The sequence below is a fragment of the Ferviditalea candida genome, from assembly GCF_035282765.1.
In the GTDB taxonomy this organism is placed as follows: Bacteria; Bacillota; Bacilli; order Paenibacillales; family KCTC-25726; genus Ferviditalea; species Ferviditalea candida.
The window spans coordinates 83615-109214 of the sequence record NZ_JAYJLD010000010.1 but is presented as its reverse complement, the minus strand read 5'-3'; the positions used below and the strand labels follow the sequence as shown (position 1 = coordinate 109214).

The following is a 25600-nucleotide window of genomic DNA, read 5'->3' as shown; positions in this document are numbered from 1 at the left end:
GCACACTTATCCTTCGCGTTTTATACTCCTCGTCCTCCATCTACATCCATTATGGCCCCCGTCACCAGTGACGCTTCATCCGATGCCAGGTACAGAGCAGCGTAAGCAATATCCTCGGGCTGGGCCATTCTGCCAAGAGGAATCGTGGATTTGAAGCTTGCCCTTGCTTCTTGCTCGTCACGGTCGCCAATGAAACCGTAGAACATCGGAGTATCCACCGCCACAGGATTAATGGCTGCAACGCGAATCTGATGTTCGGCCAGCTCTGCGGCCAAGGCCCTGGTTAAAGTGACAATAGTTCCTTTTGAGGCAGCATATATATTCTGGCCGGGTCTGGGCCGGGAAACAGCACTCGATGCCGTACTGATAATAACTCCACCGGTTCCCTGCATCTTGAATATGGGAACGGCATATTTGCATCCGAGGAAAACCCCTTTGACGTTCACGTCCATGATACGGTCAAACAGTTCCTCGGTCACATCCTCAATGCTCTGCGCGATCATCGGAATACCGGCATTATTATACAATATATCTAATTTTCCAAACGCGTTTAAAGTTGTGTTCAGCATTTCTTGGATATCCCGTGCATTGCTGACATCTGTTTTAACTGCAATGCATTGCCCCCCCTGCTCCTTAATCATAGAGCAGGTTTCTTCGGCAGTCTCCAAATTCACATCGGCAGCAGTTACTTTGGCCCCATGTTCGGCAAAAAGAATCGCCGTTTTTCTTCCGATCCCCGATCCCGCGCCAGTTATTACGGCAACCTTGTCTTTTAATCTCACACAACATCTCTCCTTGTCTGAATATCAGAATTGGCCCTTTCTGCTAAAAACCAAATAGTCTAGGTAAAAAGAGACTGATCTGAGGAATGAAAGTAATGAATAGAAGAACCAGGATTTCAATAAAAACAAACGGAAGAACACCCTTCACGACCTTTTCAATAGGAATTTTACCAATCGATGAACCGACATAGAGGCAGACCCCTACAGGCGGAGTAATCAAACCAATTGTCAGATTCAAAATGACAATAATGGCCAAGTGCAGCGGGTCGATCATGAAATATTCACCGAGCGGCAAAAGCATCGGTGCCAGTAAAATGACTGCCGCGCCGGGATCCAGAAACATTCCTACAATTAATAGAACAATATTCAGCAGGATTAAAAAATAAAGCGGTGTATCGGTAATTCCGGTGAAAATCGACAAGGCTCTTTGCGGCAACTGTTCAACGGCCAAAATCCAAGCCAGACTGGAAGCGGTTGAAATGACCAGCAGGGCGATGGAAATCGTTACGGCAGAACCTACAAATATGCGATATATTTGCTTGAAGGTATATTCCCTGTAGACAATTAAACTAAGGAACAATGCATAGATCACCGCGATATTTCCCGATTCCGTTGCGGTGAACACCCCGCTCAGCACACCGCCCACTATAATCAACGGCATAAACAGAACCAAAATCGCTTTGCGAAAAATAACCAGAAATTGAAGAATGCCCGGAAACGGTTCATCGTTTCGGGGATATTTTCTTTTGATGGAAAGGTACATTGTGTATGCCATAATCGCAAGGCCCATCAAAATTCCCGGCACAATGCCAGCCAGAAACAACGCCCCTATAGAGGAGTTCGTCGCCATGGCGTAAAACACCATGATCACGCTTGGAGGGATGATGGGCCCAACAATAGACGCAGCGACCGGAAGCGAAGTGCTGAAAGTATCATCATAGCCTTCCTTTTTCATGGCCGGGGTAAGAATCGAGCCGACTGCAGCTAAATCCGCTACGGCCGCGCCGCTGATCCCTGCAAAAAAAACGCTTGCCAATACAGAAGTTTGAGCGGTTCCTCCCCTGATTCTGCCGATGATGATCTTCGAAAAATCTATCAGACGCTTGGTAATGCTTCCGTTGCTCATCAGTTCTCCAGCCAAGATGAAAAAGGCGCCTGCCATGATGGGGAAGGTGTCAATTCCTGTAACCAGCTTGGTTGTGATTGCCGAAGGAGGAATCCCTTTATCTACAAAGCTTGCTGTCATTGAAGAGATTCCAATGACAAAAGAAACGGGAGTACCCACAAACAGAAAAATGATGAATACAACCGCCAGAATGATGAGTGTCATGGCGTACCTCCCCGAGTCCGTTTGCTTTTAACGGAATTCCGCAGCTCCTTCAATTCCTTGAATTGCCGCTCAAGATGCGGCAGCAGCTGAATAATAATGAGCACTCCCGAAATTGGAAGCACCATGAACAGATACGTCATGGGAATTTCCATTGCCCCGGAAAGCTGGTCATAATTTTGCAGGGCAATTTGAAGGCCATAATAAATAAAGTTCAAGGTAAAAGCGAGTAAACCCAAATTCGCAATGATGGCCAACCATTTTGCCAATGCGGGAGAAATCCTGCCAACAAAAAAGGTGAAGCCCACATGGGAGCCCCAGCGCACACCGACACTGGCTCCCATGTAGACAATGTAAATCATCAGATATCTGGCTAATTCCTCGGTCCAAAACAGCGGCTCGTTAATGACATATCGGAAGAGAACCTGAAGCGCTACAACAATCGTCATTACGGACAAGAAGATAAACAACAGGAACTCCACAACACGATTGATCTTTCTCGCAAATGCCTCCAGCATCATTCCATCTCCCATGGTACTAATTCGTACCGTACAGCTTTTTCTCGGCATCACTGGCGGCCTTCTGAACTTTGTCGATCCATACCGGATCAATCTGCGTCTTCATCCAATCGATGACAGCAGGCTGGGCTTTTTCCTTGAAACGCTTTTGCTCGGATGCAGGAAGCGGGTAAATTTCTTTGACTTTTTGCTTCAAAAGGTAGAATGCATCCACGGAGGCCTGTTCCTTCGGCCCTTCGAGCTGAGTCGTCCAGACACTTCCCGCTTCTTTGACGATATCCCGATAGTCTACAGGCAGGGATGACAGCAATTTATCGTTCATAAACAGGAATTTGCTGCTGAAGGTATGATTGTCAACCGTGATATAAGGTTGAGGTTCATAGAGTTTGTAAGACCATATTCCGTCAAGGGGATTCTCCTGTCCGTCCACAACGTGCTGCTGAAGGGCGCTGTATAATTCATCGCCGCCGGCCATCGGGACTCCGTGTGCACCGAGAGCATTGACCATCTTGATATACAATTGATTTTCCATTACTCTGATTTTCAGTCCTTGCAAATCCTCTAGTTTATGTATGGGGTGTTTGCTGTTTGTAAACGAACGGAACCCGTTTTGCGATAAACCAATGATGTTGACACCGGTTTTTTGCAGAATCAAATTTTTTAATTCCTGGCCAAAGCTTCCATTTAATACTTCCCAAGCGATGGGGGCTGATTTAAACAAATAAGGTATGGCCAGCACCGTAGTTTCAGGCACAAAACTTCCCAAAGGGCCATCTGCCGCAGTGCCCATGTCGACATTGCCCGCTTTAACCGCCTGGAAAATTTCCTTCTCCTTTCCTAACTGGGCACCGGGATACAGGTCAATCCGGATCTTGCCGTTCGTGTGCGATTCCACATAATCCTTAAACGCTTTGGCAGCGTTATATTCAGGATTATCTGTTGCCGGCTCCTGCAGCGAAAATTTAAAGGTATAATCAGGCTTCACACCCTCAAAATGCGATACTGCAGCTTGCGGTTTGCTTTCTTGTTTCGCGGTGTCACTTGGACTTGGTGTTTTCGTCTCGCTGACTTTTTGAGTCATTTGGCACCCGATAGAAAGAACGCTCAATGCAGCCGCGAGCACCATGATAAAAAACGATTTTACCCTCATCTTTTTTCCTCCCCATCATCATTTTTCACAGCAAGCTCTCCGTCTTTTTCGCTATATATTCGCTAAATATAAGTAATATATATTTTGTATTTAAGCTCTAGAACACAAATATTTTCATGAACAAATAATGCACTGAACTGCGTTTTTTCGATTTTTTTCTGAATATTTTGTTTTATTGGATTATTTAAAAATTAGTAAGGTGACGTCAGATTTCAACATCATTTTCAAGCCTTATCGTTTATACTTTTCAGTGGATTAAATTTCTTAAACTTTAGGACATCTCGAAATGAACATCACTTTATTTTGAATCCGCTTGCATAATGAATCCGCCAAAGCAAATTCCCTTAGGAAAGGACGGATGAAATGACCGATTCTCTTTGCTGCGGCGCTGCAACCAATGTGGAATTCCGGCCGGATCTCCCGCTTTTTTATGACGATCCTTATCCTTTTTGGATTCCGGTACGGGTATGCACGAAGTGCGGAAAGGTATTCGAGCTGCAACCCAACGAGATCGAGGCACAGATATTTCTTTAAGCTGAAGGAGGGACGCCTATGCAATTGCAGAGGGCCTTGGCCGCTGGCAAAAAAACGGATCTGGTCGTGGAAACGGTTCAGACTGTCAGCGGCTTGCTATTGGTCGGATTTCTATGGACACACATGATTTTTGTTGCGGCCATTCTTTTGGGGGTAGCGGCGTTCAATCGGTTGGCCCATTTCATGGAGCAGTATTATCTGCTGCAGCTGGCCGTCGCATTTATCATTGTCGCGGCCGGCTCGCATATCGGAGCCGTCCTGCGGCGGATTCCCAGCCGCTGGCAGGAACAGAAGATCGTTTGGAAGCACGCCAAGCTCATCAAGCATCAGGACACCTGGTCCTGGCTGTTCCAATCGGTGACGGGGAGCGCCATGCTCATTCTCATCACCATTCATGTCTTTATCGTCGTTTATGCGGGGATCAACGCCAACTTGAGCGCGGACCGCGTGCATTCTTGGATGCTCTGGTTTTATATCGTGCTGTTGTTATTTGCGGAATATCACGCAAGTGTCGGGCTTTACCGCACGCTCGTCAAATGGGGTATTGTCAAGCGGCACAGCCTGAAGAAAGTGCTGTCCGTCATTACCGTTTGCACTGTCGGACTGGGACTTGTGAGCTTGGGCGTATTTTATGCACTGGGGGGAGCACTATGAGTCGATACGACCTTTTCTCTTCGGACATCGTCATTGTCGGGGCCGGATTGGCCGGTGAACGCGCAGCGGTCGAAGCGGCCTCTCAGGGACTGAACGTGATCCTGCTCAGTCTCGTCCCTCCCAGGCGTTCGCACAGCTCGGCCGCGCAGGGCGGCATGCAGGCGTCGCTGGGAAACAGCGCGATGGGTAAGGGAGACAGCCCGGACATCCACTTTGCGGATACGGTCAAGGGCTCCGATTGGGGCTGCGACCAGGATGTGGCCAGGCTGTTTGCCGAAACCGCGCCGATTGCCGTACGGCAAATGGCCCACTGGGGAATTCCGTGGAACCGCGTGGTTCCCGGCACGCGCATGTATGACGGCAAGGAGATTCATGAGGACCCGGAAAAGGAAGGTTTGATTACGGCGCGCAATTTCGGCGGAACGGCCAAATGGCGGACGTGCTATACGGCCGACGGCTCCGGACATACTCTTTTGTATACGATGGACAGTGTCGTTATCAAATTGGGGATCACCGTTCATGACCGGACCGAGGCGCTGTCCTTGATTCATGACGGCGAGCGCTGTTACGGCGTAGTCGCCCGGTGCTTACGGACAGGCGCTTTGCGGGTGTATACGGCGAAATCCACTGTTATTGCCACAGGCGGCTATGGACGACTGTACGGCGCCTCCACCAACGCCGTCATCAATGAGGGCAGCGGCATGTTTGTGGCCCTGGAGACGGGGCGCGTGCCCTTGGGCAATATGGAAGCCGTCCAGTTCCATCCGACGGGCATCGTCCCCTCCTGGATCCTCATAACCGAGGGAGCGCGCGGAGACGGCGGTTATTTGCTGGATAAAAACGGCCACCGGTTCATGCCCGATTATGAACCGAATAAGAAAGAGCTGGCTTCCAGAGATGTCGTTTCCCGACGCATCATCCAGCACATCCGCAAGGGCTATGGGGTAGACAGTCCATACGGGCCGCATGTCTGGCTGGACATCCGGCATCTCGGCGCTCAGCATATCAATACCAATTTGCGCGAAATCGCCAATATTTCCAGAAATTTTGCCGGAATCGATCCGGTGCGCGATTTGATCCCCGTTCGTCCGACCCAGCATTACAGCATGGGAGGCATCCGCACCAATATCGACGGGATGGCTTATGGAATGGAAGGTCTGTTCGCATTGGGCGAAGCCGCATGCTGGGATATGCACGGCTTTAACCGCCTGGGCGGAAATTCACTTGCGGAAACGATCGTGGCCGGAATGATCATCGGCAAGAAGATTTCCGGTTACACCCGGGAAGCCCCGCTGAATGTATCCTCCTCCCTGATTGAAGAACATGTGCGGATGCAGGAGGACCGCATCCAATCTCTGATTCACTGCCGCAACGGAAAAGAAAACGTATATGAGCTGCGCCGCGAAATGGAACAAACCTTAAGCGAGAATGTCGGCATTTTCCGCACGGAGGAAGCCCTGCAAAAAGCGGTCGCAAAACTGCATGAATTGCATCAGCGTTCGCATTATGTGGGCCTTCGCAGCGGAGGGCAGAGAGCCAACCCGGAGCTGGCGTCCGCGCTGAGGATTACCGGCATGATCAAGCTGGCATATTGTATCGCCGCTGGAGCGCTCGCCCGAAAAGAAAGCCGCGGCAGCCACTTCCGTGAGGATTATCCCAAACGGGACGATGAAAACTGGTTAACCCGAACCCTGGCCTATTGGCCCGTCGGAGCCGATCAGCCGGAGCTGAAATACGAACCGGTCAAGATTACGGAATTGCCGCCTGGAGACCGGGGATATGGAGAAGCCAGCATGGATGCGGTCGGGGCGAAGCGTTGATTTCCTATTCAAGATAAAGGAGGAGAGCAATGAATCAGCGCAAACTGACGTTTCATATTTTTCGTTACAACCCGGAAGCAGCCAATGAAAAGCCGAGGACCCAAACCTATGTGGTCAATGAAGAAATGGGAATGACGCTTTTTATTGCCTTGAATAAAATCAGGGAAGAGCAGGACCCGACCCTGAAATTCGATTTCGTTTGCCGGGCGGGGATCTGCGGCTCCTGCGGCATGCTGATCAACGGCACACCCACCCTGGCCTGCAAAACCTTGACCAAACAGCTGCCGGATACGATTACCCTGATGCCGCTGCCTGTGTTTAAGCTGCTGGGCGATTTGTCGGTGGATACGGGGACATGGTTCCGCAATGTTTCCCTGCAAACAGAGTCCTGGATACATACGGACAAGGTGTTTGATCCCGACGCTCCGGAAGAAAGGATGAGCAACGAAAAAGCGCTGCAAATCTACGAAGCGGAACGGTGCATCGAATGCGGGTGCTGTATCGGCGGATGCGCCACGGCCAATATCAAGCCGAATTTTATCGGGGCAGCGGGTGTGAATCGGGTAGCCAGATTCATGATCGACCCACGGGACGAGCGGGATGAGCAGCAATATTTCGACATCGTCGGATCGGAGGACGGGATTTTCGGCTGCATCGGTTTAATGGCCTGCGATGACAACTGTCCGATCGGCATCCCCTTGCAGGGACAGCTTGCCTATGTGCGGAGAAAAATGGCGATGGCCGGTTGGAAGCGTTAAATGTGACAGCAAAATAATTCAAAGACCACTTCCGGTGGTCTTTTCCATTTTCCATTTTATGTAATATATTTTGTATTATGATATATTTTACTATTTACCTCTTTATGCTATGATTAAATTCAAGAAAACGTTTCCAATCAGTTCCCAATCCACAGACCCGAACGCTGACGCATGCTATCCCAAATTAGAGGGAGGTTCCGGAATATGTCCAAAGTTTTAGAAAACATTATTTCTGCAGTCGATTTCTACCGGGAGGTATTCCCCGAAGACGTTCGAATCACCGTATTTGACACGGAAAAGGTCCTGCTCGATATTCCCGGGGAAAAGGTCAACTGGCCTTCCAATACCGGCGCACCGCTCTCTAAATATGAAGGGTCCGTAGTCGTAAAGGCTATGCGGGAACAAAGAAAGCTCAGAGAAGAAAGAGGGCCGGAAAGATGGGGGATCGCCTATATCTCGACGGCGCTTCCTCTTTACGAAAACGGTCGGCTCGTCGGTGCTCTGGCTGCTCTCGTATCGAATGAAAAAGTGGACATGATGAGAACGGGGGCCACGACCTTGGCGAGTACCGTCCAGCAGTTGAACGCGACTACCGAAATCGTCGGACAAGCTTCGACCGATTTGTCGGCCAGGATTCAAGATATGTCCAACCAACTGCAAACCATCATGACCGATGTCAAGCAGAGCCGGTTTATCCTGCGGTCGGTTGAGGAGATCGCCGAAAATTCCAAGCTGCTCGGACTTAATGCCGCTATCGAAGCCGCCAGGCTCGGTGAACTGGGTAAAGGATTTGAGGTTGTTGCCAACGAAATCAGAAAAATGGCCGACTTCAGCAAAACTTCAGCCAACGATATCAATACGCAGTTAAAAAGCATCCATCAGTCGGTTGAAAAAATGTATGAGTCCTTTCAGAAAGTAGCCGCCTATTCAAAAGAGCTTGCCGCCAGCCTGCAGGAAATCAACTCGGCCTTCGAAGACGTCGCTGCCACATCGGATGAGCTGCTCAACGCTTCGAAAATATAAAAAAACCTTTTTTACATTTAGAGGCCGGTATTTTCCTGTTTGAGGGAACGCAGAAGCTCCTTTACTTCCGTCAATTCGGCCTTGATCTGATGCAGATCATTCTGCATATCGGCGATTTCTTGCTCCGCTTTATAGTTCACGGCAAAGTCGATGATCGATTCATGCTTGTCGTGCGCGGCGCTCCGGTTCTGACTCATCAGAATAATCGGCGCCTGAAAGGCTGCGATAAAGGATAGGCAGAGGTTTAACAGAATGAACGGAGGCTCGTCAAAATGGGGGAAATAGGATGCAGTATTCCAAACCATCCAGCCGCTTAAGAAAATGCTGAAAAAAATGATGAATCTCCAGCTGCCCCCGAAATGGGCAATTCGATCGGAAAGACGGTCCGCCCATGTTGTTGTCTGTCTGTAGCCCTCATTCAGACGCGTCGCTATCCGTATTTTGTATTCGTCTACGATTTGATCGATATGCGTATCCTCGATTTGAACGACATAGAGATCTTCAGCTTTCGATAATTTTTTCATCCGCTCATCCTTCTCCTTCATTTTAAATGAAATGTATGATGCATTACCATACATTTTTCGAACGGTTTCGACTGCGGCAATTGACAATGAATCGATAACATATCTATCATAATACTATGATAAATCCAAATCAGGAGTGTAACAATCCTCCCCATGAATACGAATTCGGTTGAAATCGGTGTTTTGATCAATCTGCTGAAGTTGGTCATCGCATGGATTCTTTTTTATTTGCTTCTTCCGAGATTCATGTTTAGACGCCATCTGATATCCTTGATCGACCAGAGTGTCGCCAACTATTTGCAAATGGTATTATTGATCATCGTTTCCGGCTACCTCATGGTCGTTTTAAAAATTTGGGAACTGATCTCACTTCTGGTCTTGTTCCTACTGTTCATTTGGCGGCAGGTCTATTTGCTGCAAAGTCAAGACAGGCGAAGAGAAATGCGGGATTTGTACTCTATTCTCATTTTTGACATGATGGACAAGCAAATTCCCATTGCATCAAGAATTAAGCAGGGAGTCGCCCGCCGAAGCGACCGTCTCCGGCAATTTGTGCTTGAGCATGCGGTTCGGGCCGATTCCTGGCTGTTTGCCGCCGCCTTCTTGACAGTGTTCGGCTTTTCCGCTTATTTGCGCTTTGCGGATACTTTTCTGCATATGGCTCCTGCAATGTCTGACGGATATGTCACTTTAGGCTGGATGAAATATATCGACAACCGCGAGTTATTTGTCGATGGCATTTATCCGATGGGCTCGCACATATATTTGGACAGTCTCATTAAATTTTCGAGAATCGATCCCATATACATCTTAAAGCTGACCGGTCCGTTGAACTCGCTGCTTATCGTATTTTCACTCTTTTTTTCGGTATCGCGGTTAACGGGAAACCGGTTTGGCGGGCTGTTTGCCGCTGCAGCTTACGGGATATTCGGGTACCTGCTGTTAGGGGGCGATTGGGAACGGCAGGCTGCCGCCAATTCGCAAGAGCTGGCCTTTATGTTCATCCTCCCAACGCTTTATTTCTCGTATCGCTATTTGGAGCATAACAAAAGATTCTATTTATGGATCTCCTTCGCCGGCATGTGTGTCACCGGACTGGTGCATTCCTTGGCCTATTTGCTAGTTGGGCTGGGGCTGGCCTCGATGCTTGCGGCTTTTTTGACGGTAGATGTCAGCAAATATTGGGAAAGCGCATGGAAAAGCGCTGCAGCCTTTGCCGTATCGATTGCCGTTGCCGTTTCCCCGATCGGCCTCGGATATTTGCTTCACAAAACACTGCATTCCAGTTCCCTGACTTATCTGGAAAGCGCAACCCAGTTTAATTATACTCCTTTGCAGACATGGGATTTCATCGCATTGGGGGCATTGCTGTTGACACCGCTTCTGCTAATCATCGTCAACCAAGTCCCGGCCCTGAAAAACCGCAGTGAAATCAAGCTTTATGCTTTTGCGTTTATCTTCGGTTTAGGAACGTTTCTGCTTTATTATGCAGGAGGCCATCTTACAAAAAGCACGCTGCTCGCGACCCGTTCCGGGCAATTATGGGCTTTGATCCTTCCTTTTTATCTGGGAATCTTCGCTTCTCTGACATTCAAGCTTTTCTCCAAAGTCCGCTTTCACTTCATTATTGAAATCGTACTGCTCGGAGCGTTTCTTGCGGCAGGCATGAACTATTATCCGGTGCAGGCAATTTCCCCGTATAAGCTGCAATGGGACAGTGAAATCGATCAATATTTGCAAATCAGCAAGGAATTCCGCCGCAAATTTTGGATGATCGTTAGTGAAGAATATAATTACGATGTGGTATTAAACAGCGGATACCATATGCATATACAAGATTTTTTGAATGATTTCGACCCGCGGTCCCCCTTTCTGACGAAGTATCCGGAAGCATCCCGAAAAATTTATGTGCCTCCGGATGTGTTTATCTACTATTACAAAGATATTTACCGGGTAAAGCCGACCAATGCGATTTATCCGATCATGGCGCCGAAATACGAATTGTGGGAAGCGAACAGGGTCAAATTGCAGCAGTGGATTGAACTGCATGACGGCATCCATCACGATGTCAAGGTGTATTACGACGGACCGCATTTGAGAATCTATCATTTGCATCGCGATCTCACGCAGCAGGAAAGATACGACCTCATTTGGGGAAAATACAACAGTCCGAATTCTGATTAAGGCTAGGGTGAAAAGATGCCCAGAGTTCTCTGCACGAACGGATTATTAAGCAAATCATTGGCGGTCGTCCGCTCACTCGGATCGCGGGGGGTTGAGGTCATTGCAGCGGACAAAACCCGTGTTCATCCCAGTGGATTTTCCAAATATTGCAAAAAAACGTTAACCTATCCGGATCCCGCAAAGAAACCGGACGCCTTCTGGGACTGGCTGAAAACCGTTTTGGTCAGAGAGAAATTCGATGTGCTGTTTCTGATGGACGAGGATACGATGAGCGCGGCAGTTAAGCACAAAGCGGAACTGGAATCACTGTGCTTAGTGGCTCTGCCGTCCGATGAGCATTATTCCGTCTGCGCCGATAAAGGACAATTGATGAAGCTCGCCGAGCTTGCCCAAGTTCCTTATCCGAAAACTTTTTTCCCCGATCCATCCGAGCCGATTCGCGATCAATTGGAAATTCTGCTGAAGCAGCTCCGGTTCCCGTTAGTCATCAAGCCCCGGCACAGCTCGGGGGGACGGGGCGTGCGATTTGCCGGAACAGAGCAGGAGCTGGAGAGTAAGTATGAGGAAATCTGCAAGCAATATCCGAATCCGATCATTCAGGAGTTCATTCCGGCAGGCCCCAAATTTGATATCTCATTATGCTATAATGGCGAGCATGAATGCATCGCTTCCTTTGCCCAAAAGCATCTCCGCAATTATCCGATTGACCGCGGACCCAGTACGGTATATGAAAGCGTGTACGAGCCGCGGTTAATCGAATATGCCCAACGATTAATGAAGCATTTGCCTTGGCATGGTGTGATTGATGCGGAATTCATGATTGATCCCCGCAGCGGCGAACCCAAGCTGCTGGAGATTAACCCCCGCTTTTGCAACGCTCTGCATCTGTCCATTCGCTGCGGGGTCGATTTTCCATGGATATTATGTCAATCCCTGTTGGGCAACGAGGTTGAGCCCATCGACCATTATCCGACGGGCAAGCGGGGCAGGACATTATTTCCGGGGGATGTTCTGCACTTTCTCAGCAATCCGAAGCGGCTGCAGATGGACCCTCCTTTATGGACAACAAAGCTGCTGGATGACATGCTGTCGTGGAACGACCCCAAACCGATTATCGGATTTTTTCTGGCAGCGCTGCGATACAGCATCTCTCCCGATGCGTGGAAATTCTTAATAAGCCGGTAACTTTCAAAAAACATTTCGCCCGGTCCATTCTTATAGCAGCCGCGATGGGTCACGCCTTTGGCAAATACGGGAATCGATAGGGACGGCAGAACATCGCTGTCGCGAATGGCCCCGTCAATGACCAAGCCTGCGGCGCCTTTTCTGATGCAGTTGCTGACAATGATTTCTCCCACCGGGGCTTGTATCGTTCCTCCGGCATTTACAACCAGGACATCGACAGGCTCAAGCATTTCGATCGCCTTCTGGATTACCAGATTATCCCCGGGCGGCAAATGCACCGTTACGGCATGTCCGGCGATTGCCGGATTAGGGTGACAAGGCCTGATGGATCCGTCCATCGCAAAAAGCTTGTCCATGCCGTCATTGATAATGGACGAAGGAATCCCCCGATAACGGTTTACTGTATCCTCTGAGAGAAACCGTTCGGAAGGCAAAATTCGATAGCCCAGCTTCATTTATACTTCCCCCAATTCTTCCGCCATGATCCTGAACGATTTTTTGGGAAATCGCCAGGCCCAACCCGGTACCGCTGGGTTTCGTGGTGAAAAACGGATTAAACAGCTTGTCCATAATCGATTCGGGAATGCCCGGACCATTGTCGCTCACCTCGATCGCTGCATGATCCTTGATATCATATGTACTTATGTGGATTTCCCCCACCTCATGCATGGCCTCTATGGCGTTCTTGAACAAATTGACGAGCACCTGTACAATTTTATCCGGATCCATTTCAACGAACAAAGGGCCAGCTTTCTCCTCCATGTGGAATGAGTGCCCTCTTCGCTCAATTTCGGTTTGGATGATCGATTTGGCCTTGTCCAGGCAAACCTGCAGGGATTCGATGCGCAGCTTGGAAATATGCGGTTTCGAGAACTGCAAAAACTCGGAGGTGAGGTCGCTGACCCTGGAAATTTAATCCATCATCAGACCATAGTATTTTTCTATGCCGTTAAACTGATTTTTCTCCGCCATTTGCAAAAAACCTTTTACGGTCGTCAACGGATTCCTGATTTCATGCGCCATGCCGGCTGCCAATTCACCGATGACCTTCAATTTGTCGGCACGGAAAATATGTTCCTCTCTTTTTAGCCAAATCTCCCTCTTCTTCAAAAACAGGCGTTCTTCAACATCATTGATGATTTGTTGGGCGCTTTGGCCGTTTGCGAATGAATAAGCGTAGAGCAGGTCTACGCTGGTTAATTGCGGGATTTCATTGCATAATATTTGTTCCAATCGTTCTGCTACATGGCTATCGCGTTCATATTCAAAAGCAAGCGCAAACTCTCCGCCTCCGTAACGGGCAATTTCAGCATCCTTAAAATGGTATCTGAGCTCATCGGCGATCGTTTTCAAAGAAACATCGACTTGCTCATGCCCGCGCCGGACATTTAATTCTTTCATATTGTAGCAATCGACAATCACCAGACAAATTCGCTTATCGGCCATGTTCAGGTCGTAAAAGCTTTTGCGAAATTCATAATAATTCAATAGACCGGTCAGGATATCGGATTTTAAAAGCTCATTGTTCTTTTCTCTAAGCGACTTTTTTTCTTTCTCTGAAAGCCTGATGTAGCGCACGACCACAACCACCAGCAAAGAACTTAACAGGTCGGATAAGGTTGCCAGCAAGGTGTATCCGGAAAGCTCCAAATACAAAAGCCGAATCAAGCTGTAGGTTAAGGTGATGAACAGGGCCAGCTTGAGCGATTTGGCGATTTCGTCCGTCATTGTTAATTCTTTTACCAACAGCACGAGATAAAGGGAAAAGCACCAATTCAAATGGCTGAAATAATGAAACACGGTCAAAGCTGCAAATTGCCCGTATCTAAAGCCCCTGCTAGCCTTGGTCCAGCATGATCAAAGACAGCAGCGCCAAGCCGGTTCCGATAAGAACGAATGCGTTCGAAGTTCTATTCAAATAAATCGATGACCCCATAATAAACACGATCATGATGGGCAAAAGCAGCTAATTTATGATCCGCATCAGTAAATCCAGCTCTTTCCGATAATAATCCTTCTTAGTAATTCGATTTTATCGGACAAAACCCTTCTTTTTCCTCTTCAGACAATGAAGACCGACCCGGACGCCGCATCAGCCGCAGCTGCCGCCAATGCCGGGCAGAGCTTTGATGGAAATACCGTGGGGCTTTGCGCCTACCTTGATCCTGTTTTCAACCGTGCGGTTCTTCATGTCGAGCACCGCCACTTCATCAGAATCGCTTAGCGTGACATATACCCGGTTCTCCAATCGGTTGAACGCCAAATGCTTGGCTCCCGGCAATCCGCCTATCGCAGCCGTTACCTTTTGCCCGCGCAGATCGACAAAGCTCACGGCATTGGCTTCCATGCCGGTCACCACGGCAGTTGAGCCGTCCTCCGTCACGACGACGTCGGTGGCGCCTGCGATGCCCGGAACCGCGGCGATCCGGCTGCCGGTTTCCGTGTCGTAGATTTCGAGCCTGCCGGCTTTTGCCGTCGGCACAAACAGCTTCTTCCCATCCTTAGACACATGGACGGCGCGGGGCAGTTGTCCGGTTTCAATCGTCCGCTCCTGCTTATTTGTTTCAGTATTGATGACATAGACCTTGGAATTCTCGTGATCGCTGACATATAACTTGCGATTGGAATAAGCCAAGTAGTTGGTTCTGGCCCGCTCTCCCAAATCAATGGTCGAGGCCACTGCTCCAGTTTTGGTATCGATAACGGAAATGAAAGAATCGGCTACCGTTGCGACATACAGCGTTTTATTGTCGGGCGTCAGGATAAGGCCATGCGGCAGCGCCCCGACTTCCACTTCCTTGGTCTCCTTCAGCGCCACCGTATCAATAAAGGAAACCGTGCTGCTTTGCTGATTTGCGACATAAGCGTCGCGCATCGTACTGGAAAAAACGACATTGGTCGGCGCTTCGCCCACCTTGATTTGCCCCGCCACTTTTCCGCTGACGACATCAAGGATCGCCACTTTATTCTCTTTTTCCACCGGAACATAAAATTGAACGGACGTCAGCCTGCCCGCGCTTGCCGAAATGTCCTTGTTCTTAAGCCGCAGAGCCGCCTGTTCTTTTGTTTCCATCGCACATCCTGCCAACACTGCAAAACTCAGCAGGAGAAGCGCCAAACGTTCCATCTTGATTAGGTGCCTTTGCATGTTCATTAACCCGCCTTTTCATAATAAGATCACTGAAAAATAATTCCTTGTATTTCAATCGGATTAATGTTATTATACAAATCGATCAAGATAAGTTCAAGAGAAAACCAAACCTTGAGAGGAGGAAACTTGCTATGCAAAAGAGATTGAAATTGAAATTGATGTTGGGCATTCTTTCCGTCGTCTTCATTACGGTGCTTGCGGCCTGCGGAAGCAAAAGCAACAGCGGCGAAAGCACAGGCGCAGCCGCCGGCGCCAAAACGGGCGGCGATTATCCGAATTCGCAGCTGCTGGCCGATGTGAATTGGGTAAACGATCACCTGAATGACCCTAAAGTCGTATTGATCGACGCACGGGCGAAGGGCTACGAAGAGGGACATATTCGAGGTGCGGTCAATCTCAAAACGGGAGACATCAACGATCCGAAAAATCCGGTCAAAGGCTTCCTGCTTGGGGAGGAAGCCTTCGGCGAGGTTATCCGCAAGCTCGGCGTCAATCAAGATTCCACAGTCCTCGTGTACGACGAAGGCAATGCGCTCAGCGCAACGCGCATCTTCTACGCGTTTGAGTATTACGGACTGCGGGATCAGGTCAAGGTGCTGAACGGCGGATATCCCGCATGGCTTGCGGCAGGCAAAGATGTATCCACGGATGCTCCGCAAATCGCCCCGGGCAACTTCACGGCAAAAGCCAACGCCGCCCTAATCTCGACGAAGGCTGAAATCACAGGCGAACTGAACGATCCCAAGCTCGTCTTTTTGGATGCGCGCTCCGCCGATGAATACACCGGCAAAGACCTTCGCGGCAACAAAAACGGCGGACATATTCCGGGAGCCGTAAACCGCGATTGGAGCGAATCGATCCAAAAGGGCGAGGACGGAATCGAACGGTTCAAAAGCTATGAAACGCTCAAAGCCGAATTTGAAAAAATCGGAACCGTTAAGGATAAAACCGTGGTGCCTTATTGCCAAACCAACGTCCGCGGAGCGCACACTTACTTTACGCTAAGGCTGCTCGGCTACTCGGATATCCGTCCGTATGAAGGCTCCTGGTCCGAGTGGGGCAACGCCATCGATACCAAAATTGAGAAATGAGGGAAAGCGCATGACGAAAATCATTGATGGAATCTCGCATGTCGACGCCGATGAATTGGATGCCATTCTGAAAGATCCGGCCAAGTCCGGCGTATATGTCATTGATGTCAGAGAACCCGAGGAGTACGAGGACCGGCACATCCCCGGCATCCCCCTCATCCCGATGGGGGACATTCCGGAGCTGATCGATCGTTTTGACAAAGACGCGGAGTACGTGTTTGTTTGCCGCAGCGGGAAAAGAAGCCTGGAGGTCGCCAAATTTTTCTTGGGCAAAGGCATACCGGCCGTGCACAATTTCTTGGGAGGGATGCTCGCTTGGGACAAAGAGACTGTCCGGGGACTTGAGCAAATCCAGGGGCATGAGACAGTCCATGATTCCTTCAAAGCCTTCTCGATGAATCAATTGGAAAGGGGACGGACGCGATGAGTTATTCGGAGCAAGAACTGGCTTGCCTAAAGCCCGACCATGTGATCGACGCCATCGGCGAGGTTTGCCCGCACACATTGAATTTGGCGCTCAATGGACTCAAGAAGGCCAAATCCGGGGAAATCGTAGTGGAAGTCACCGACCATACCATCGCTACAAAAACGATCCCGGCCGCAGTCAAAATGAACAAATACGCGGAATTCCTCGGAATTGTCCGGCAGGACGGCAATTATCACATTTTTTTAAAAAAAATTTAACCGTCAATCTTATATTTGATATCGAATGAAAGCGAATGATCCGATATGGCCTATACTTGGGATATTTTTGTCATGGCTGCCGTTTTCGGCTTTCTTTACGGATTTTTGCTGCAGAAGGCCGATTTCTGCTTTGTCGCCTCGATCCGCGACTTGATCAGCGTACGGGACACACGCATTCTGAACGGGGTCCTGGTGCTGATCGCCGCAGCCTTGCTGGGCTGGGGCATCGCGCTTGCAGCAGGAGCCGCAGAGGTGTCGCAAATCTGGACGGTGCCGCTCGGCGGAGCCAATCTGCTTGGAGGGATTCTGTTCGGGATCGGCATGACGCTTTCCGGAGGTTGCGGTTCCGGCACCTTGTACCGCTGCGGGATGGGCTACGTTCAATTCTGGATTGTGCTCATTTGCGCCATTGCCGGCAATCTGCTGTTTGCGTTTCTCTACGACCCATGGGTGCGGGATTATTTCCTGCAGCCGCTCACGCTGGATGGCGACGGATATACGCTGTTCTCGTTACCCCTCTCTCCGCTCGTGATTCCCGTTTTGATTGTTGCCGTAATGCTGATTGCCGCCGTCCGGCGGCATGGCGCGAAAGCAATCATGAACGGATTCAGGGAGGCTTTGACGGATTGGAAGAGAAACCCGTTGAAGCAGGCGCATTGGGATATCCGGCTGGTCGCCGCTTTACTCGGAATAATCGCCTCCATCCAGTTCGTCATGATGTCGAATGTCAGCATCACGGGCCCCGAGACGAGAATTGGCGGGGTGCTGCTGGCGCTTATCTTCGGTGAAGGGATCGTGTACAACAACACCTATTTGAACGGACTGTTCGCCGATTTCCCAAGAATCGGAATCGGACCCGAGGAGACACTGGTGATGTTCATGGTCGTCGGGGCTTTCTGCTCCGCCGTTATGAGCGGATCGTTCAAGCTGCGGCTGCCCCGCGCTGCCCGCCTTCCTTACGCTGTCGGCGGCGGGTTGCTCATGGGAGTCGCCTCGCGGCTGGCGCCCGGCTGCAACATCGCCAATCTGATTGCCGGCGTCGGCGGCTTGTCCATGAGCAGCGTCATCGTCATCGTTGGAATGATCATCGGGATTTTTATCGTCACTGCCTACATTTTTCGAATGCCGCTGCTGCTTTTTTCCAGGGAAGATTGAAGCGCAAAAAAGGGACCGCCCCAACTTCGACCAACGAGGGGCTGTCCCTGCATGCATTTTGCCTTGCTTTATCCGGGTTATTTGGTAAAAACAGCCTGAGGAAGGACGGCGCTGACGACATATTGCCCGGCGTCCACAATCTCCGAAATCTTCAAATCCACACAAAGGCTCGCCAGCAGATAAGCATCCTTCCGATCCAAATCATAGGTTTGCGACACATGCTCGATCATCGCGCGCAGCGCATTTTGCGAGGCTTCCATCAAATCCGGGCCGACTCCGGTCGTGCCGAAGAAACCCGCATGATTGACCCGCGGGGTCAGCGGACCTTTGGTGAGATATTGCGGCGATGGAATCCGCTTGCCTTTGATCAATGTGAATTTCAGGCTCGCATACAGCGGACATTCGAGTCCTGTAACGCAAACCTCCCCGTCGCCTTGAGCCGCATGACCGTCGCCGCAGCTGAATAACGCCCCCGGCTCCTGAACGGGCAAATACAACGTCGTCCCCCGCGTGAGCTGACGGGTATCCAGATTGCCCCCGAAATTTCCGGGAGGCATAATCGCCTGCTGCTCGGCATTCGCCGGACATACCCCCATCGTGCCGAAGAAAGGCTCAATCGGCACCGCGATATCCTCGCGGAACTGAATCACATCTCCGTTGGTCAGGTCAAAAGTCCGCAGATACGGTTCCGGGAAATCCTCCGCCAACAGACCGAGACCCGGCAGAATGGCTGTCCATCCCCACCCCCGAGTCTGAATGTCGAGAATTTCAACGGCCAACGTATCCCCCGGTTCCGCGCCGGCAACATAAACGGGTCCCGCCAAAGGGTACACCCTTTCCCAATTCAAACCGGCAATATCCGCCGTTGTCGAACCGGGATGAAACTGATTGTCGCTGACATCCCTCGTCTCAAAAACGACGGTATCCCCGCTTTCGATCGCAAGCACCGGCGCATGCTTGCGATCCCAGGAATAATGGACACGATCCTTCGGAAAATAATGCGTTTTTGCCATACAACATCCTCCTTTTTCATTTTTATATCTCAGTTCACAGAAGTACGACAGCATCAATCCACAATTCGAAAATGCCGCTTTAAAAGCGTTATTCATCATGCACCAAGAAAATGTTATAATTTTCTATAGCTTTGCAAAGGAGGACTGCGCATGACCGCTGGAAATGCAGAAAATACAGGAAACGCAAAACAAAGATATGATATTCCCCTGTCGGTTTTGGACCTTTGCCCCATCGTGGCGGGCGGAACTCCCGCAGATGCTTTGAGAAATACGCTGGACCTCGCTCAGCACGCCGAGCAGTGGGGCTTTCGCCGCTATTGGATTGCCGAGCACCATAATATGCCCGGCATCGCCAGCTCGGCGACGTCGGTCGTCATCGGCCATGTCGCCGGAGGCACCTCGACGATACGCGTAGGCTCTGGCGGCATCATGCTGCCGAATCATGCGCCGCTGATGATCGCCGAGCAATTCGGCACACTGGAATCGCTGTATCCCGGGCGGATCGATCTCGGCTTGGGCCGTGCGCCGGGTACGGACCAGACGACCGCCCGCGCGCTTCGCCGTGATCTCAGAGGCGGACTGGAATTTCCCGAGCTGCTGGATGAGCTGCTGGGCTATCTGCATCCCCCGGATCTTCACAGCAATTCGGTGCGGGCCGTTCCCGGCGAAGGTTTGGATATTCCGGTGTGGCTGCTGGGTTCAAGCGATTTCAGCGCGGAGCTGGCCGGAAGACTGGGTATGCCGTTTGCCTTTGCCAGCCATTTTTCGCCTGAGTATACAATACCCGCCTTGGAAATCTACCGTCGCAGCTTTCAGCCATCGGCTGTTCTTGACAAGCCTTACGCCATGGTCGGCATCAATGTTATCGCTTCCGACAGCGACGAAAAGGCCGAATGGCTGTCCACGTCTTTACAGCAGCATTCGCTGAACCTGGTCCGCGGCCGGCCCCAACAGTTGCAGCCGCCGGTGGAAAATATCAATGAACTGTGGAACGAGTACGAAAAGTTCGCCGTCGCACGAAAGCTCAACGCAATGATGGTCGGCAGCCCAAAGACGGTCAAACGGAAATTGCGGGCTTTTCTGGATAATACGCAAGCTGATGAATTGATTATCAATGCTCCCATCTATTTTCATGCGGATCGCCTGCGATCCTACGAAATTCTCTCTCAATATATAATGGGCAGCCTGGATGCGGACGAATGAAAGTCCTCCAGCGGGGAATTTCATTTACTTTTTATCCACTTGAAGCAGTGTGACGGTCTTGACCGTATATGTATTCTTAATCGATTCATCCGTAATCACGTCAAGCTTAAGAAGGCTCGCAATCTTGGCGGGATCGGACCTTGAAAGCATTCGCCATACACCCGGATCCGGCAGCGCCTCGTAAAGCTTGGCGTCGTCATATTCCCTCCGGTCCTGGTAAACGAGCTTCACCCTGTAGCGGCCGATCTCCATTTGGGCAGCCCCCTGCTCTGTGCAGTAGGCTGTGATTTCGCTGCGAAGCTCCGACAGCTCCTGCTCGATCTCTTTTTGCTTTTGCTTGAGCTGATAGTACCGTTCCACCTTCTTGTCCATGGTTCACGCTCCTTCTATCTTGAAAATTCACATCCTATAACAAATATTCCAACGTGAATTCTTCAAGGGCGCTTCAGCTTGCCGTTTCATCATCGCCAATGTCGTCAATGGCATGGGGCGCCTATTAATAAATCTATATGTGTAGGGAACGGGTTTAGGACAAAATTTGATGGATCGAATCGCAGCGGATTAACTTACATTGAACCTGGTGTAGCTGTAGCCTTCTTTTGTTTTTTTGACCTCCAGGATCGCCGGTATCGCTTGCTTCAGCTCCTGCACATGAGAGATGACACCGATCATGCGGCCGGACTGCTGCAAATCGATCAAGGTATCAATGGCTTTGTTCAGCGATTCCTCGTCAAGGGAGCCAAAGCCTTCGTCGATAAACATCGTCTCCATCGAAATGCCCCCTTCGTAAGACTGAATGACATCGGCCATGCCGAGCGCCAAGCAGAGTGAAGCATTGAACTTTTCCCCGCCCGACAGTGTCTTTACATCCCTTAGCTGACCTGTATAATTATCATACACATCCAGCCCCAGACCGCTTTGCCGTCCGCGTTTTTCAAGGCGGCCGCTGCGGACCAGATAGAATTGGCCGTTCGAAATCCGCTGCAGGCGCTGATTGGCGGCATGAACGATCTTTTCCAGAAACTCGATCTGCAAATAACGCTCAAAGGAGGTTTTGCGGCTGTTTTCCCCTCGAACGACATCATATAAGTCCTTGACGAGCTGGAATTGGCGTTCCGCCGCGGTCCATTTCTCCTCCGCTTCAATGATCTTTGCCTTGCTTTCGCTGGCTTTGTCGCAGCTGTTTTGGGCTTGAACCAAAAGGCTGCGGACATCTTCAATCCGCTGCTCCAGCTCCTGCAGCTGCCGCTGCAGCTCGGCAAGATCCTGCCGCTGTTGATCTGCAAGCGCCGCCGACAGCTCCTCGATTTGCCTGCACACAGCCGCCAATGAAGCATGATAGTCGTCGATTTGCAATTTCAACGCTGTCCGTTCCGTCTCTGCCAGCTTGGCCGCATGATAGGCTTCGTCGGCTTCAAAGCCCGCTTTCCGCAGGGCCTCGACGAACGCTTCGTGAGCTTTCAGCTTTTTTGCCTGCGCTTCCCGCATTTGCGCCTCCGCATGATCCCGTCCGGCCGCCGCTTTCACGTAGCGCTCGTTTCCGGCCTGATACCGCTGCTGCGCCTGCTTCCATTCCTCCTCCAGCTGCTGCTTGCGGGCTTCCGCAGCCAGAATGCCCGCTTCCAGCTGCCGAAGATTTCGCAGCTCCTCGGGGATCGCTGCAATCGCCTGTTCATAAAGAGCCTTCTCCGTGGCATGAGCCGTCTTCTTCTCGTTGAAGCGGCCTGACAGCTCTTCTTTGCGCTCGCGCACCTCATCCAGCCTGCCGTCCAGCTTCTCCAGCGACTGCTTGAGCTCAGTGAGCTTCGCCTGATCCGCCTTTAACCCTTTGACCTCCTCGGCCAACGCTTTACCCGCTTCCACCAGCCCGTCGAATTCGGCTTGTATCTTTCCCAAATCAAAGCCGTGCTCCAGCACCTGGCTCCGCTTTTCCTGGATTTGCTGCGCAGTCGCGGCAAACGCCGCCTTGGCTCCGAGATAGTTCCGCTCCGCTTGCGTTTTGTCCTGTCGCATCCGTTCAAGCTCTTCTTTCGACGGGATATCGCCGGTCACTGCCGCTTTCTTCGGGTGATCGACGCCGCCGCATACCGGACATGGATCGCCGTCATGCAGATAACTGGCGAGTATGCCCGCTTGCCCTTCCATCCATCGGGACTCCAGCTGCAGATACGAACTCTCCGCTTTGGCGAAGGCTTCTCCAAGCCGGATCTCCGCTTGCTGTTCCCCTTCGGCTTTCTCCAAGAGCCCGAAATACTCCTTCACAAGAACGGCTTGTTCGCGCAGCAGGTTGAGCTTCTCCATCCGCTCGGACAAATGCGCGGTTCTGCCTTCCAGCTCTTTGACTTGGGCGGACGTTGAAGCGCGTTCCTTTTGACCGGCGTCCAGCTCCGCCTCCACGGCTTGCAGCTGCCGGATTAAGGCTCCGGCCTCCGCTTCCAGTGCCACAACGCCCTTTTGTTTCCGATCCATCTCCCGAACGATCGGCTCAAACCCCTTCAGCCGCGCCAGCTCGCGCACTGCCTGCTCTCTCTGCTCCGCTTTGGCTTCCTCCTGAGCATATTGCCGTGCGGCAGCTTGCAGCGCCGCCTCCGCTTGCGCGCACTCGGCCAAAGCGGCATCGAGCAGCCTGCTTTTCCCGGTCAGCTCGTCGGTCATCTCCGCATCGTGACGCTCATACAACCGCAGGTGTGCCGCCTGCTCGGCCAGTAACAGCTGCTGCGCTTTCCGCTGAAACTCGGCGCCCTGATCCTCCAGCTGCTGCCTTACCGCAGCCTTTTGGTCGAGCAGATCGAACTGCTCATTCACTCTTCGCGCCTGATGGAAGACGGCCGTGTGCTGCTGATATTTGGCGGTTTCCGCCTGCAGCGAATCCTTGAGTTGCTTGATTTGCCCTGCATGGAAGGCCGTCTCGGTATCCAATGCCGCCAGCACTTGGTGCGTATTGTAATGCTGCTGTTGAAAAACCTGCTGCAAGCCGGAGCCTTCCCTGCCTGCCAAAGTCTCCTTCACATTGCTGATATGATAATCGCGAATGCCCGCCAGCTCCTCGCTGCTCCGCTGGGCTTGCCTGCGCTTTTCATTCAAGCGGTCGGCTACGATTTTATATAATCCGGTTTTGAAAATTCGGCGCAGAATCTCCTCCTTATTCTCCGTTTCGGAGGTCAGCAACTTGCGGAATTCTCCTTGCGGCAGCATGACGATCTGGCTGAACTGTTCCTTCGTCAGGCCGATGATTTCCCGCAGCTTCTCATCCACTTGGGTTACGATGAACCGGTCCGTCAGCGGCGTCTCCTCCCCGTCCACAATACCGTACAGCTCACACCGTCCTCCTGTCTCGCCTTTGTTGCCCGCCTTCACATGCGCCAGCTGCCGAAAAACGCGATACACGCGCCCTTTCAGTTCGAATTCAAAATCCACGGATGTATGCACATCGTCATCGGCAAAATGGCTGCGGAGCATCCGGCTGTCGTTCCGGTCCTCCCCGCTCGCCTCCCCGTATAAAGCAAAGCTGATGGCATCAAAGATGGAGGTTTTGCCGGCTCCCGTATTTCCCGATACGACAAACAGGCGATTTCCCTTGAGCTCGGAGAAGTCTATGACCTCTTGATGCTTATACGGCCCGAACGCCGTCATCGTAAGCTTCAACGGCTTCATCGCGCTCACCCTCTTCCCTGTGGATTTGCTGCAGCGTTTCGATAAACAGTTTTTCCGTTTCCTGCGAAAGCTCCGTTTCCGTCACTTCTTTATAAAATGCTTTAAACAGCGAAATGTCGTCCATCTTGGCCCGCCCTTCGACGGCAGCCGATTCTCCGGCCAGTCCGGCGACGGCCATTTTCCGTTCAACGTGCATCGCGTTCGGATAGACGGAACGAACCCGCTCCATCGGCGACAGCACCGGCGCTTCATCAAGCAGACGGACAAACACATAGTCTTCGTTTAACGGATGCCGCTCGATGTCCGACATCAGGCCTTCCACAGTCCGCATATCGCGTCTCGGGGCAAGCTGCCTTTTTTCGATCGCCGCGTTCCCTTGCTGATCGATTTCGACTACCAAATAGCCTTTCTGATGGAATTCTTCGGATATGGAATATTTGAGCGGAGAGCCGGCGTATCGGACCGTCTCGTTTCCGACATGGTGCGCCTGGTGCAGATGGCCTAGCGCCGTATAGGCGAATCCGTCAAAATGCTGTGCGCTCACATGCTCAGCCCCGCCGATCGACAGCGGCCGTTCCGAGTCGCTTGTGTTCTCCCGCGCTTCGCCTCCCGGCGTTACGAAAGCGTGTCCGACAAGCACATGACGGACATTGGGATTCCAGCCCGTTTTAATCGCTTCGGTGATTTTCAGCATGGCGTCATTGTGTGTTTTAATGTCGTTATCACCAAGCAGATGACGCACCTTCCCCGGCTCGGCATAAGGAATCAGGTGAAAATGGACTTCACCGTGCGCATCCTGCAGAATCACCGGTTTGATCGGATAAGTCAGCTCGCCTGAGATGTGAAAACCGGATGTCTGCAGCATACCGCTGCCGAAGTTCAGGCGGCTCGGGCTGTCGTGATTGCCGGCGATCGCCAGCACCGGAACCTTCAGCTGCAGCACGATCGTTTCCAGCACGCGGTCCAGCAATTGCACCGCCTCTGTCGGGGGAACCGCCCGATCGTACAGATCGCCTGCGATGACGACGGCGTCCGGCTTCTCCTTCTCTATGTCTTCTATCATTTGTTCAAGAATATATTGCTGGTCTTCCGTCATATAAACGCCCTGCACCAATTTCCCCAGATGCCAGTCAGCCGTATGTATCAGTTTCATTAACGCCAACCACCCTTTCCGCTTCGATCTTCTCCTT

24 protein-coding genes and 1 pseudogene are annotated in these 25600 nt (G+C 51.2%); 12 read left to right on the top strand and 13 right to left on the bottom strand.

Annotation, left to right across the window (positions count from 1 at the left end; genetic code table 11):
• Positions 1-20: 20 nt before the first annotated feature.
• The 4 genes from VF724_RS09265 to VF724_RS09250 are packed head-to-tail and all read right to left on the bottom strand — an operon-like array spanning position 21 to position 3777.
• Positions 21-782 carry a glucose 1-dehydrogenase gene (locus VF724_RS09265; RefSeq protein ID WP_371753957.1) on the bottom strand — a complete coding sequence of 254 codons (762 nt, stop codon included), beginning with the start codon at positions 780-782 and terminating at the stop codon, positions 21-23.
• Between the two features lie 43 nt (positions 783-825).
• The gene (locus tag VF724_RS09260) at positions 826-2112 is read right to left on the bottom strand and encodes a TRAP transporter large permease (RefSeq protein ID WP_371753956.1); all 1287 of its coding nucleotides are present in this window, start codon (positions 2110-2112) and stop codon (positions 826-828) included.
• Positions 2109-2627 carry a TRAP transporter small permease gene (locus VF724_RS09255; protein ID WP_371753955.1) on the bottom strand — a complete coding sequence of 173 codons (519 nt, stop codon included), beginning with the start codon at positions 2625-2627 and terminating at the stop codon, positions 2109-2111. The genes VF724_RS09260 and VF724_RS09255 overlap by 4 nt, the downstream gene beginning before the upstream one ends.
• A 19-nt stretch (positions 2628-2646) precedes the next feature.
• The gene (locus VF724_RS09250; RefSeq protein WP_371753954.1) at positions 2647-3777 is read right to left on the bottom strand and encodes a TRAP transporter substrate-binding protein; all 1131 of its coding nucleotides are present in this window, start codon (positions 3775-3777) and stop codon (positions 2647-2649) included.
• 363 nt (positions 3778-4140) lie between these two features.
• Between VF724_RS09250 and VF724_RS09245 the strand changes: the two genes are divergently transcribed.
• From VF724_RS09245 to VF724_RS09225, 5 genes are all read left to right on the top strand, one after another.
• The gene (locus VF724_RS09245; protein WP_371753953.1) at positions 4141-4311 is read left to right on the top strand and encodes a hypothetical protein; all 171 of its coding nucleotides are present in this window, start codon (positions 4141-4143) and stop codon (positions 4309-4311) included.
• An 18-nt stretch (positions 4312-4329) separates the two neighbouring features.
• Entirely contained in the window at positions 4330-4965 is a 636-nt protein-coding gene (locus VF724_RS09240; RefSeq protein WP_371753952.1) for a succinate dehydrogenase/fumarate reductase transmembrane subunit, read from the top strand.
• Complete coding sequence (locus VF724_RS09235; RefSeq protein ID WP_371753951.1) at positions 4962-6785, top strand: fumarate reductase flavoprotein subunit; 1824 nt, start codon at positions 4962-4964, stop codon at positions 6783-6785. The genes VF724_RS09240 and VF724_RS09235 overlap by 4 nt, the downstream gene beginning before the upstream one ends.
• Before the next feature lie 29 nt (positions 6786-6814).
• The gene (locus VF724_RS09230; protein WP_371753950.1) at positions 6815-7543 is read left to right on the top strand and encodes a fumarate reductase iron-sulfur subunit; all 729 of its coding nucleotides are present in this window, start codon (positions 6815-6817) and stop codon (positions 7541-7543) included.
• Between the two features lie 204 nt (positions 7544-7747).
• Positions 7748-8566: a methyl-accepting chemotaxis protein gene (locus VF724_RS09225; RefSeq protein ID WP_371753949.1), complete on the top strand. Its 819-nt coding sequence runs from the start codon at positions 7748-7750 to the stop codon at positions 8564-8566.
• Positions 8567-8583: 17 nt separating this feature from the next.
• Here the strand turns inward: VF724_RS09225 and VF724_RS09220 are convergent, their stop codons facing one another.
• Positions 8584-9090: a DUF1003 domain-containing protein gene (locus VF724_RS09220; protein WP_371753948.1), complete on the bottom strand. Its 507-nt coding sequence runs from the start codon at positions 9088-9090 to the stop codon at positions 8584-8586.
• A gap of 153 nt (positions 9091-9243) precedes the next feature.
• Here VF724_RS09220 and VF724_RS09215 point away from each other — a divergent pair, with 153 nt between their 5' ends.
• Complete coding sequence (locus tag VF724_RS09215) at positions 9244-11274, top strand: hypothetical protein (protein WP_371753947.1); 2031 nt, start codon at positions 9244-9246, stop codon at positions 11272-11274.
• 15 nt (positions 11275-11289) lie between these two features.
• Complete coding sequence (locus VF724_RS09210) at positions 11290-12459, top strand: carboxylate--amine ligase (RefSeq protein WP_371753946.1); 1170 nt, start codon at positions 11290-11292, stop codon at positions 12457-12459.
• 71 nt (positions 12460-12530) lie between these two features.
• On the opposite strand, the pseudogene VF724_RS09205 reads toward VF724_RS09210, so the two are convergent.
• The 4 genes and pseudogenes from VF724_RS09205 to VF724_RS09190 all read right to left on the bottom strand — a co-directional run.
• Positions 12531-12797, bottom strand: a pseudogene (locus tag VF724_RS09205) (RraA family protein); the annotation flags it as partial.
• A 22-nt stretch (positions 12798-12819) separates the two neighbouring features.
• Positions 12820-13338, bottom strand: coding sequence for a sensor histidine kinase (locus VF724_RS09200; protein ID WP_371753945.1), 519 nt, complete (start codon positions 13336-13338; stop codon positions 12820-12822).
• A 33-nt stretch (positions 13339-13371) separates the two neighbouring features.
• A complete protein-coding gene (locus tag VF724_RS09195) occupies positions 13372-14187 on the bottom strand; it encodes a GGDEF domain-containing protein (protein ID WP_371753944.1) in 816 nt (271 codons plus the stop codon).
• Positions 14188-14551: 364 nt separating this feature from the next.
• Complete coding sequence (locus VF724_RS09190; protein WP_371753943.1) at positions 14552-15532, bottom strand: YVTN family beta-propeller repeat protein; 981 nt, start codon at positions 15530-15532, stop codon at positions 14552-14554.
• 209 nt (positions 15533-15741) lie between these two features.
• Between VF724_RS09190 and VF724_RS09185 the strand changes: the two genes are divergently transcribed.
• From VF724_RS09185 to VF724_RS09170, 4 genes are read left to right on the top strand one after another with little or no spacing between them, the layout of a single operon-like run.
• A complete protein-coding gene (locus VF724_RS09185) occupies positions 15742-16701 on the top strand; it encodes a sulfurtransferase (RefSeq protein ID WP_371753942.1) in 960 nt (319 codons plus the stop codon).
• Between the two features lie 10 nt (positions 16702-16711).
• Positions 16712-17128, top strand: a complete 417-nt coding sequence (locus VF724_RS09180) for a rhodanese-like domain-containing protein (protein WP_371753941.1) — start codon at positions 16712-16714, stop codon at positions 17126-17128.
• On the top strand, positions 17125-17385 hold the full coding sequence (locus tag VF724_RS09175; protein WP_371753940.1) for a sulfurtransferase TusA family protein: 261 nt from the start codon (positions 17125-17127) through the stop codon (positions 17383-17385). Before VF724_RS09180 ends, VF724_RS09175 begins: the two co-directional genes overlap by 4 nt.
• 45 nt (positions 17386-17430) lie before the next feature.
• A complete protein-coding gene (locus VF724_RS09170) occupies positions 17431-18540 on the top strand; it encodes a YeeE/YedE family protein (RefSeq protein ID WP_371753939.1) in 1110 nt (369 codons plus the stop codon).
• A gap of 77 nt (positions 18541-18617) precedes the next feature.
• Here VF724_RS09170 and VF724_RS09165 read toward each other — a convergent pair whose 3' ends face one another.
• Positions 18618-19553 carry an acetamidase/formamidase family protein gene (locus VF724_RS09165; RefSeq protein ID WP_371753938.1) on the bottom strand — a complete coding sequence of 312 codons (936 nt, stop codon included), beginning with the start codon at positions 19551-19553 and terminating at the stop codon, positions 18618-18620.
• A 150-nt stretch (positions 19554-19703) separates the two neighbouring features.
• Between VF724_RS09165 and VF724_RS09160 the strand changes: the two genes are divergently transcribed.
• Entirely contained in the window at positions 19704-20756 is a 1053-nt protein-coding gene (locus tag VF724_RS09160; protein WP_371753937.1) for an LLM class flavin-dependent oxidoreductase, read from the top strand.
• Positions 20757-20780: 24 nt separating this feature from the next.
• Here VF724_RS09160 and VF724_RS09155 read toward each other — a convergent pair whose 3' ends face one another.
• The 3 genes from VF724_RS09155 to VF724_RS09145 form a co-directional block, all read right to left on the bottom strand.
• Positions 20781-21128 carry a hypothetical protein gene (locus VF724_RS09155; RefSeq protein ID WP_371753936.1) on the bottom strand — a complete coding sequence of 116 codons (348 nt, stop codon included), beginning with the start codon at positions 21126-21128 and terminating at the stop codon, positions 20781-20783.
• Between the two features lie 189 nt (positions 21129-21317).
• Positions 21318-24410 (bottom strand): AAA family ATPase, encoded by a 3093-nt coding sequence (locus VF724_RS09150; protein WP_371753935.1) that lies wholly within the window; start codon positions 24408-24410, stop codon positions 21318-21320.
• The gene (locus tag VF724_RS09145) at positions 24367-25563 is read right to left on the bottom strand and encodes an exonuclease SbcCD subunit D (RefSeq protein ID WP_371753934.1); all 1197 of its coding nucleotides are present in this window, start codon (positions 25561-25563) and stop codon (positions 24367-24369) included. Before VF724_RS09145 ends, VF724_RS09150 begins: the two co-directional genes overlap by 44 nt.
• Positions 25564-25600: the final 37 nt, after the last annotated feature.

What these genes read in the sequence shown, in the direction of transcription:
- VF724_RS09250 (WP_371753954.1), bottom strand. Translation starts at nt 3,777, where the DNA reads ATGAGGGTAAAATCGTTTTTTATCATGGTGCTCGCGGCTGCATTGAGC.
- VF724_RS09195 (WP_371753944.1), bottom strand. Translation starts at nt 14,187, where the DNA reads ATGACGGACGAAATCGCCAAATCGCTCAAGCTGGCCCTGTTCATCACC.
- VF724_RS09255 (WP_371753955.1), bottom strand. Translation starts at nt 2,627, where the DNA reads ATGCTGGAGGCATTTGCGAGAAAGATCAATCGTGTTGTGGAGTTCCTG.
- VF724_RS09245 (WP_371753953.1), top strand. Translation starts at nt 4,141, where the DNA reads ATGACCGATTCTCTTTGCTGCGGCGCTGCAACCAATGTGGAATTCCGG.
- VF724_RS09190 (WP_371753943.1), bottom strand. Translation starts at nt 15,532, where the DNA reads ATGGAAACAAAAGAACAGGCGGCTCTGCGGCTTAAGAACAAGGACATT.
- VF724_RS09230 (WP_371753950.1), top strand. Translation starts at nt 6,815, where the DNA reads ATGAATCAGCGCAAACTGACGTTTCATATTTTTCGTTACAACCCGGAA.
- VF724_RS09235 (WP_371753951.1), top strand. Translation starts at nt 4,962, where the DNA reads ATGAGTCGATACGACCTTTTCTCTTCGGACATCGTCATTGTCGGGGCC.
- VF724_RS09160 (WP_371753937.1), top strand. Translation starts at nt 19,704, where the DNA reads ATGACCGCTGGAAATGCAGAAAATACAGGAAACGCAAAACAAAGATAT.
- VF724_RS09145 (WP_371753934.1), bottom strand. Translation starts at nt 25,563, where the DNA reads ATGAAACTGATACATACGGCTGACTGGCATCTGGGGAAATTGGTGCAG.
- VF724_RS09165 (WP_371753938.1), bottom strand. Translation starts at nt 19,553, where the DNA reads ATGGCAAAAACGCATTATTTTCCGAAGGATCGTGTCCATTATTCCTGG.
- VF724_RS09150 (WP_371753935.1), bottom strand. Translation starts at nt 24,410, where the DNA reads ATGAAGCCGTTGAAGCTTACGATGACGGCGTTCGGGCCGTATAAGCAT.
- VF724_RS09215 (WP_371753947.1), top strand. Translation starts at nt 9,244, where the DNA reads ATGAATACGAATTCGGTTGAAATCGGTGTTTTGATCAATCTGCTGAAG.
- VF724_RS09185 (WP_371753942.1), top strand. Translation starts at nt 15,742, where the DNA reads ATGCAAAAGAGATTGAAATTGAAATTGATGTTGGGCATTCTTTCCGTC.
- VF724_RS09240 (WP_371753952.1), top strand. Translation starts at nt 4,330, where the DNA reads ATGCAATTGCAGAGGGCCTTGGCCGCTGGCAAAAAAACGGATCTGGTC.
- VF724_RS09175 (WP_371753940.1), top strand. Translation starts at nt 17,125, where the DNA reads ATGAGTTATTCGGAGCAAGAACTGGCTTGCCTAAAGCCCGACCATGTG.
- VF724_RS09210 (WP_371753946.1), top strand. Translation starts at nt 11,290, where the DNA reads ATGCCCAGAGTTCTCTGCACGAACGGATTATTAAGCAAATCATTGGCG.
- VF724_RS09225 (WP_371753949.1), top strand. Translation starts at nt 7,748, where the DNA reads ATGTCCAAAGTTTTAGAAAACATTATTTCTGCAGTCGATTTCTACCGG.
- VF724_RS09220 (WP_371753948.1), bottom strand. Translation starts at nt 9,090, where the DNA reads ATGAAAAAATTATCGAAAGCTGAAGATCTCTATGTCGTTCAAATCGAG.
- VF724_RS09260 (WP_371753956.1), bottom strand. Translation starts at nt 2,112, where the DNA reads ATGACACTCATCATTCTGGCGGTTGTATTCATCATTTTTCTGTTTGTG.
- VF724_RS09155 (WP_371753936.1), bottom strand. Translation starts at nt 21,128, where the DNA reads ATGGACAAGAAGGTGGAACGGTACTATCAGCTCAAGCAAAAGCAAAAA.
- VF724_RS09180 (WP_371753941.1), top strand. Translation starts at nt 16,712, where the DNA reads ATGACGAAAATCATTGATGGAATCTCGCATGTCGACGCCGATGAATTG.
- VF724_RS09170 (WP_371753939.1), top strand. Translation starts at nt 17,431, where the DNA reads ATGGCCTATACTTGGGATATTTTTGTCATGGCTGCCGTTTTCGGCTTT.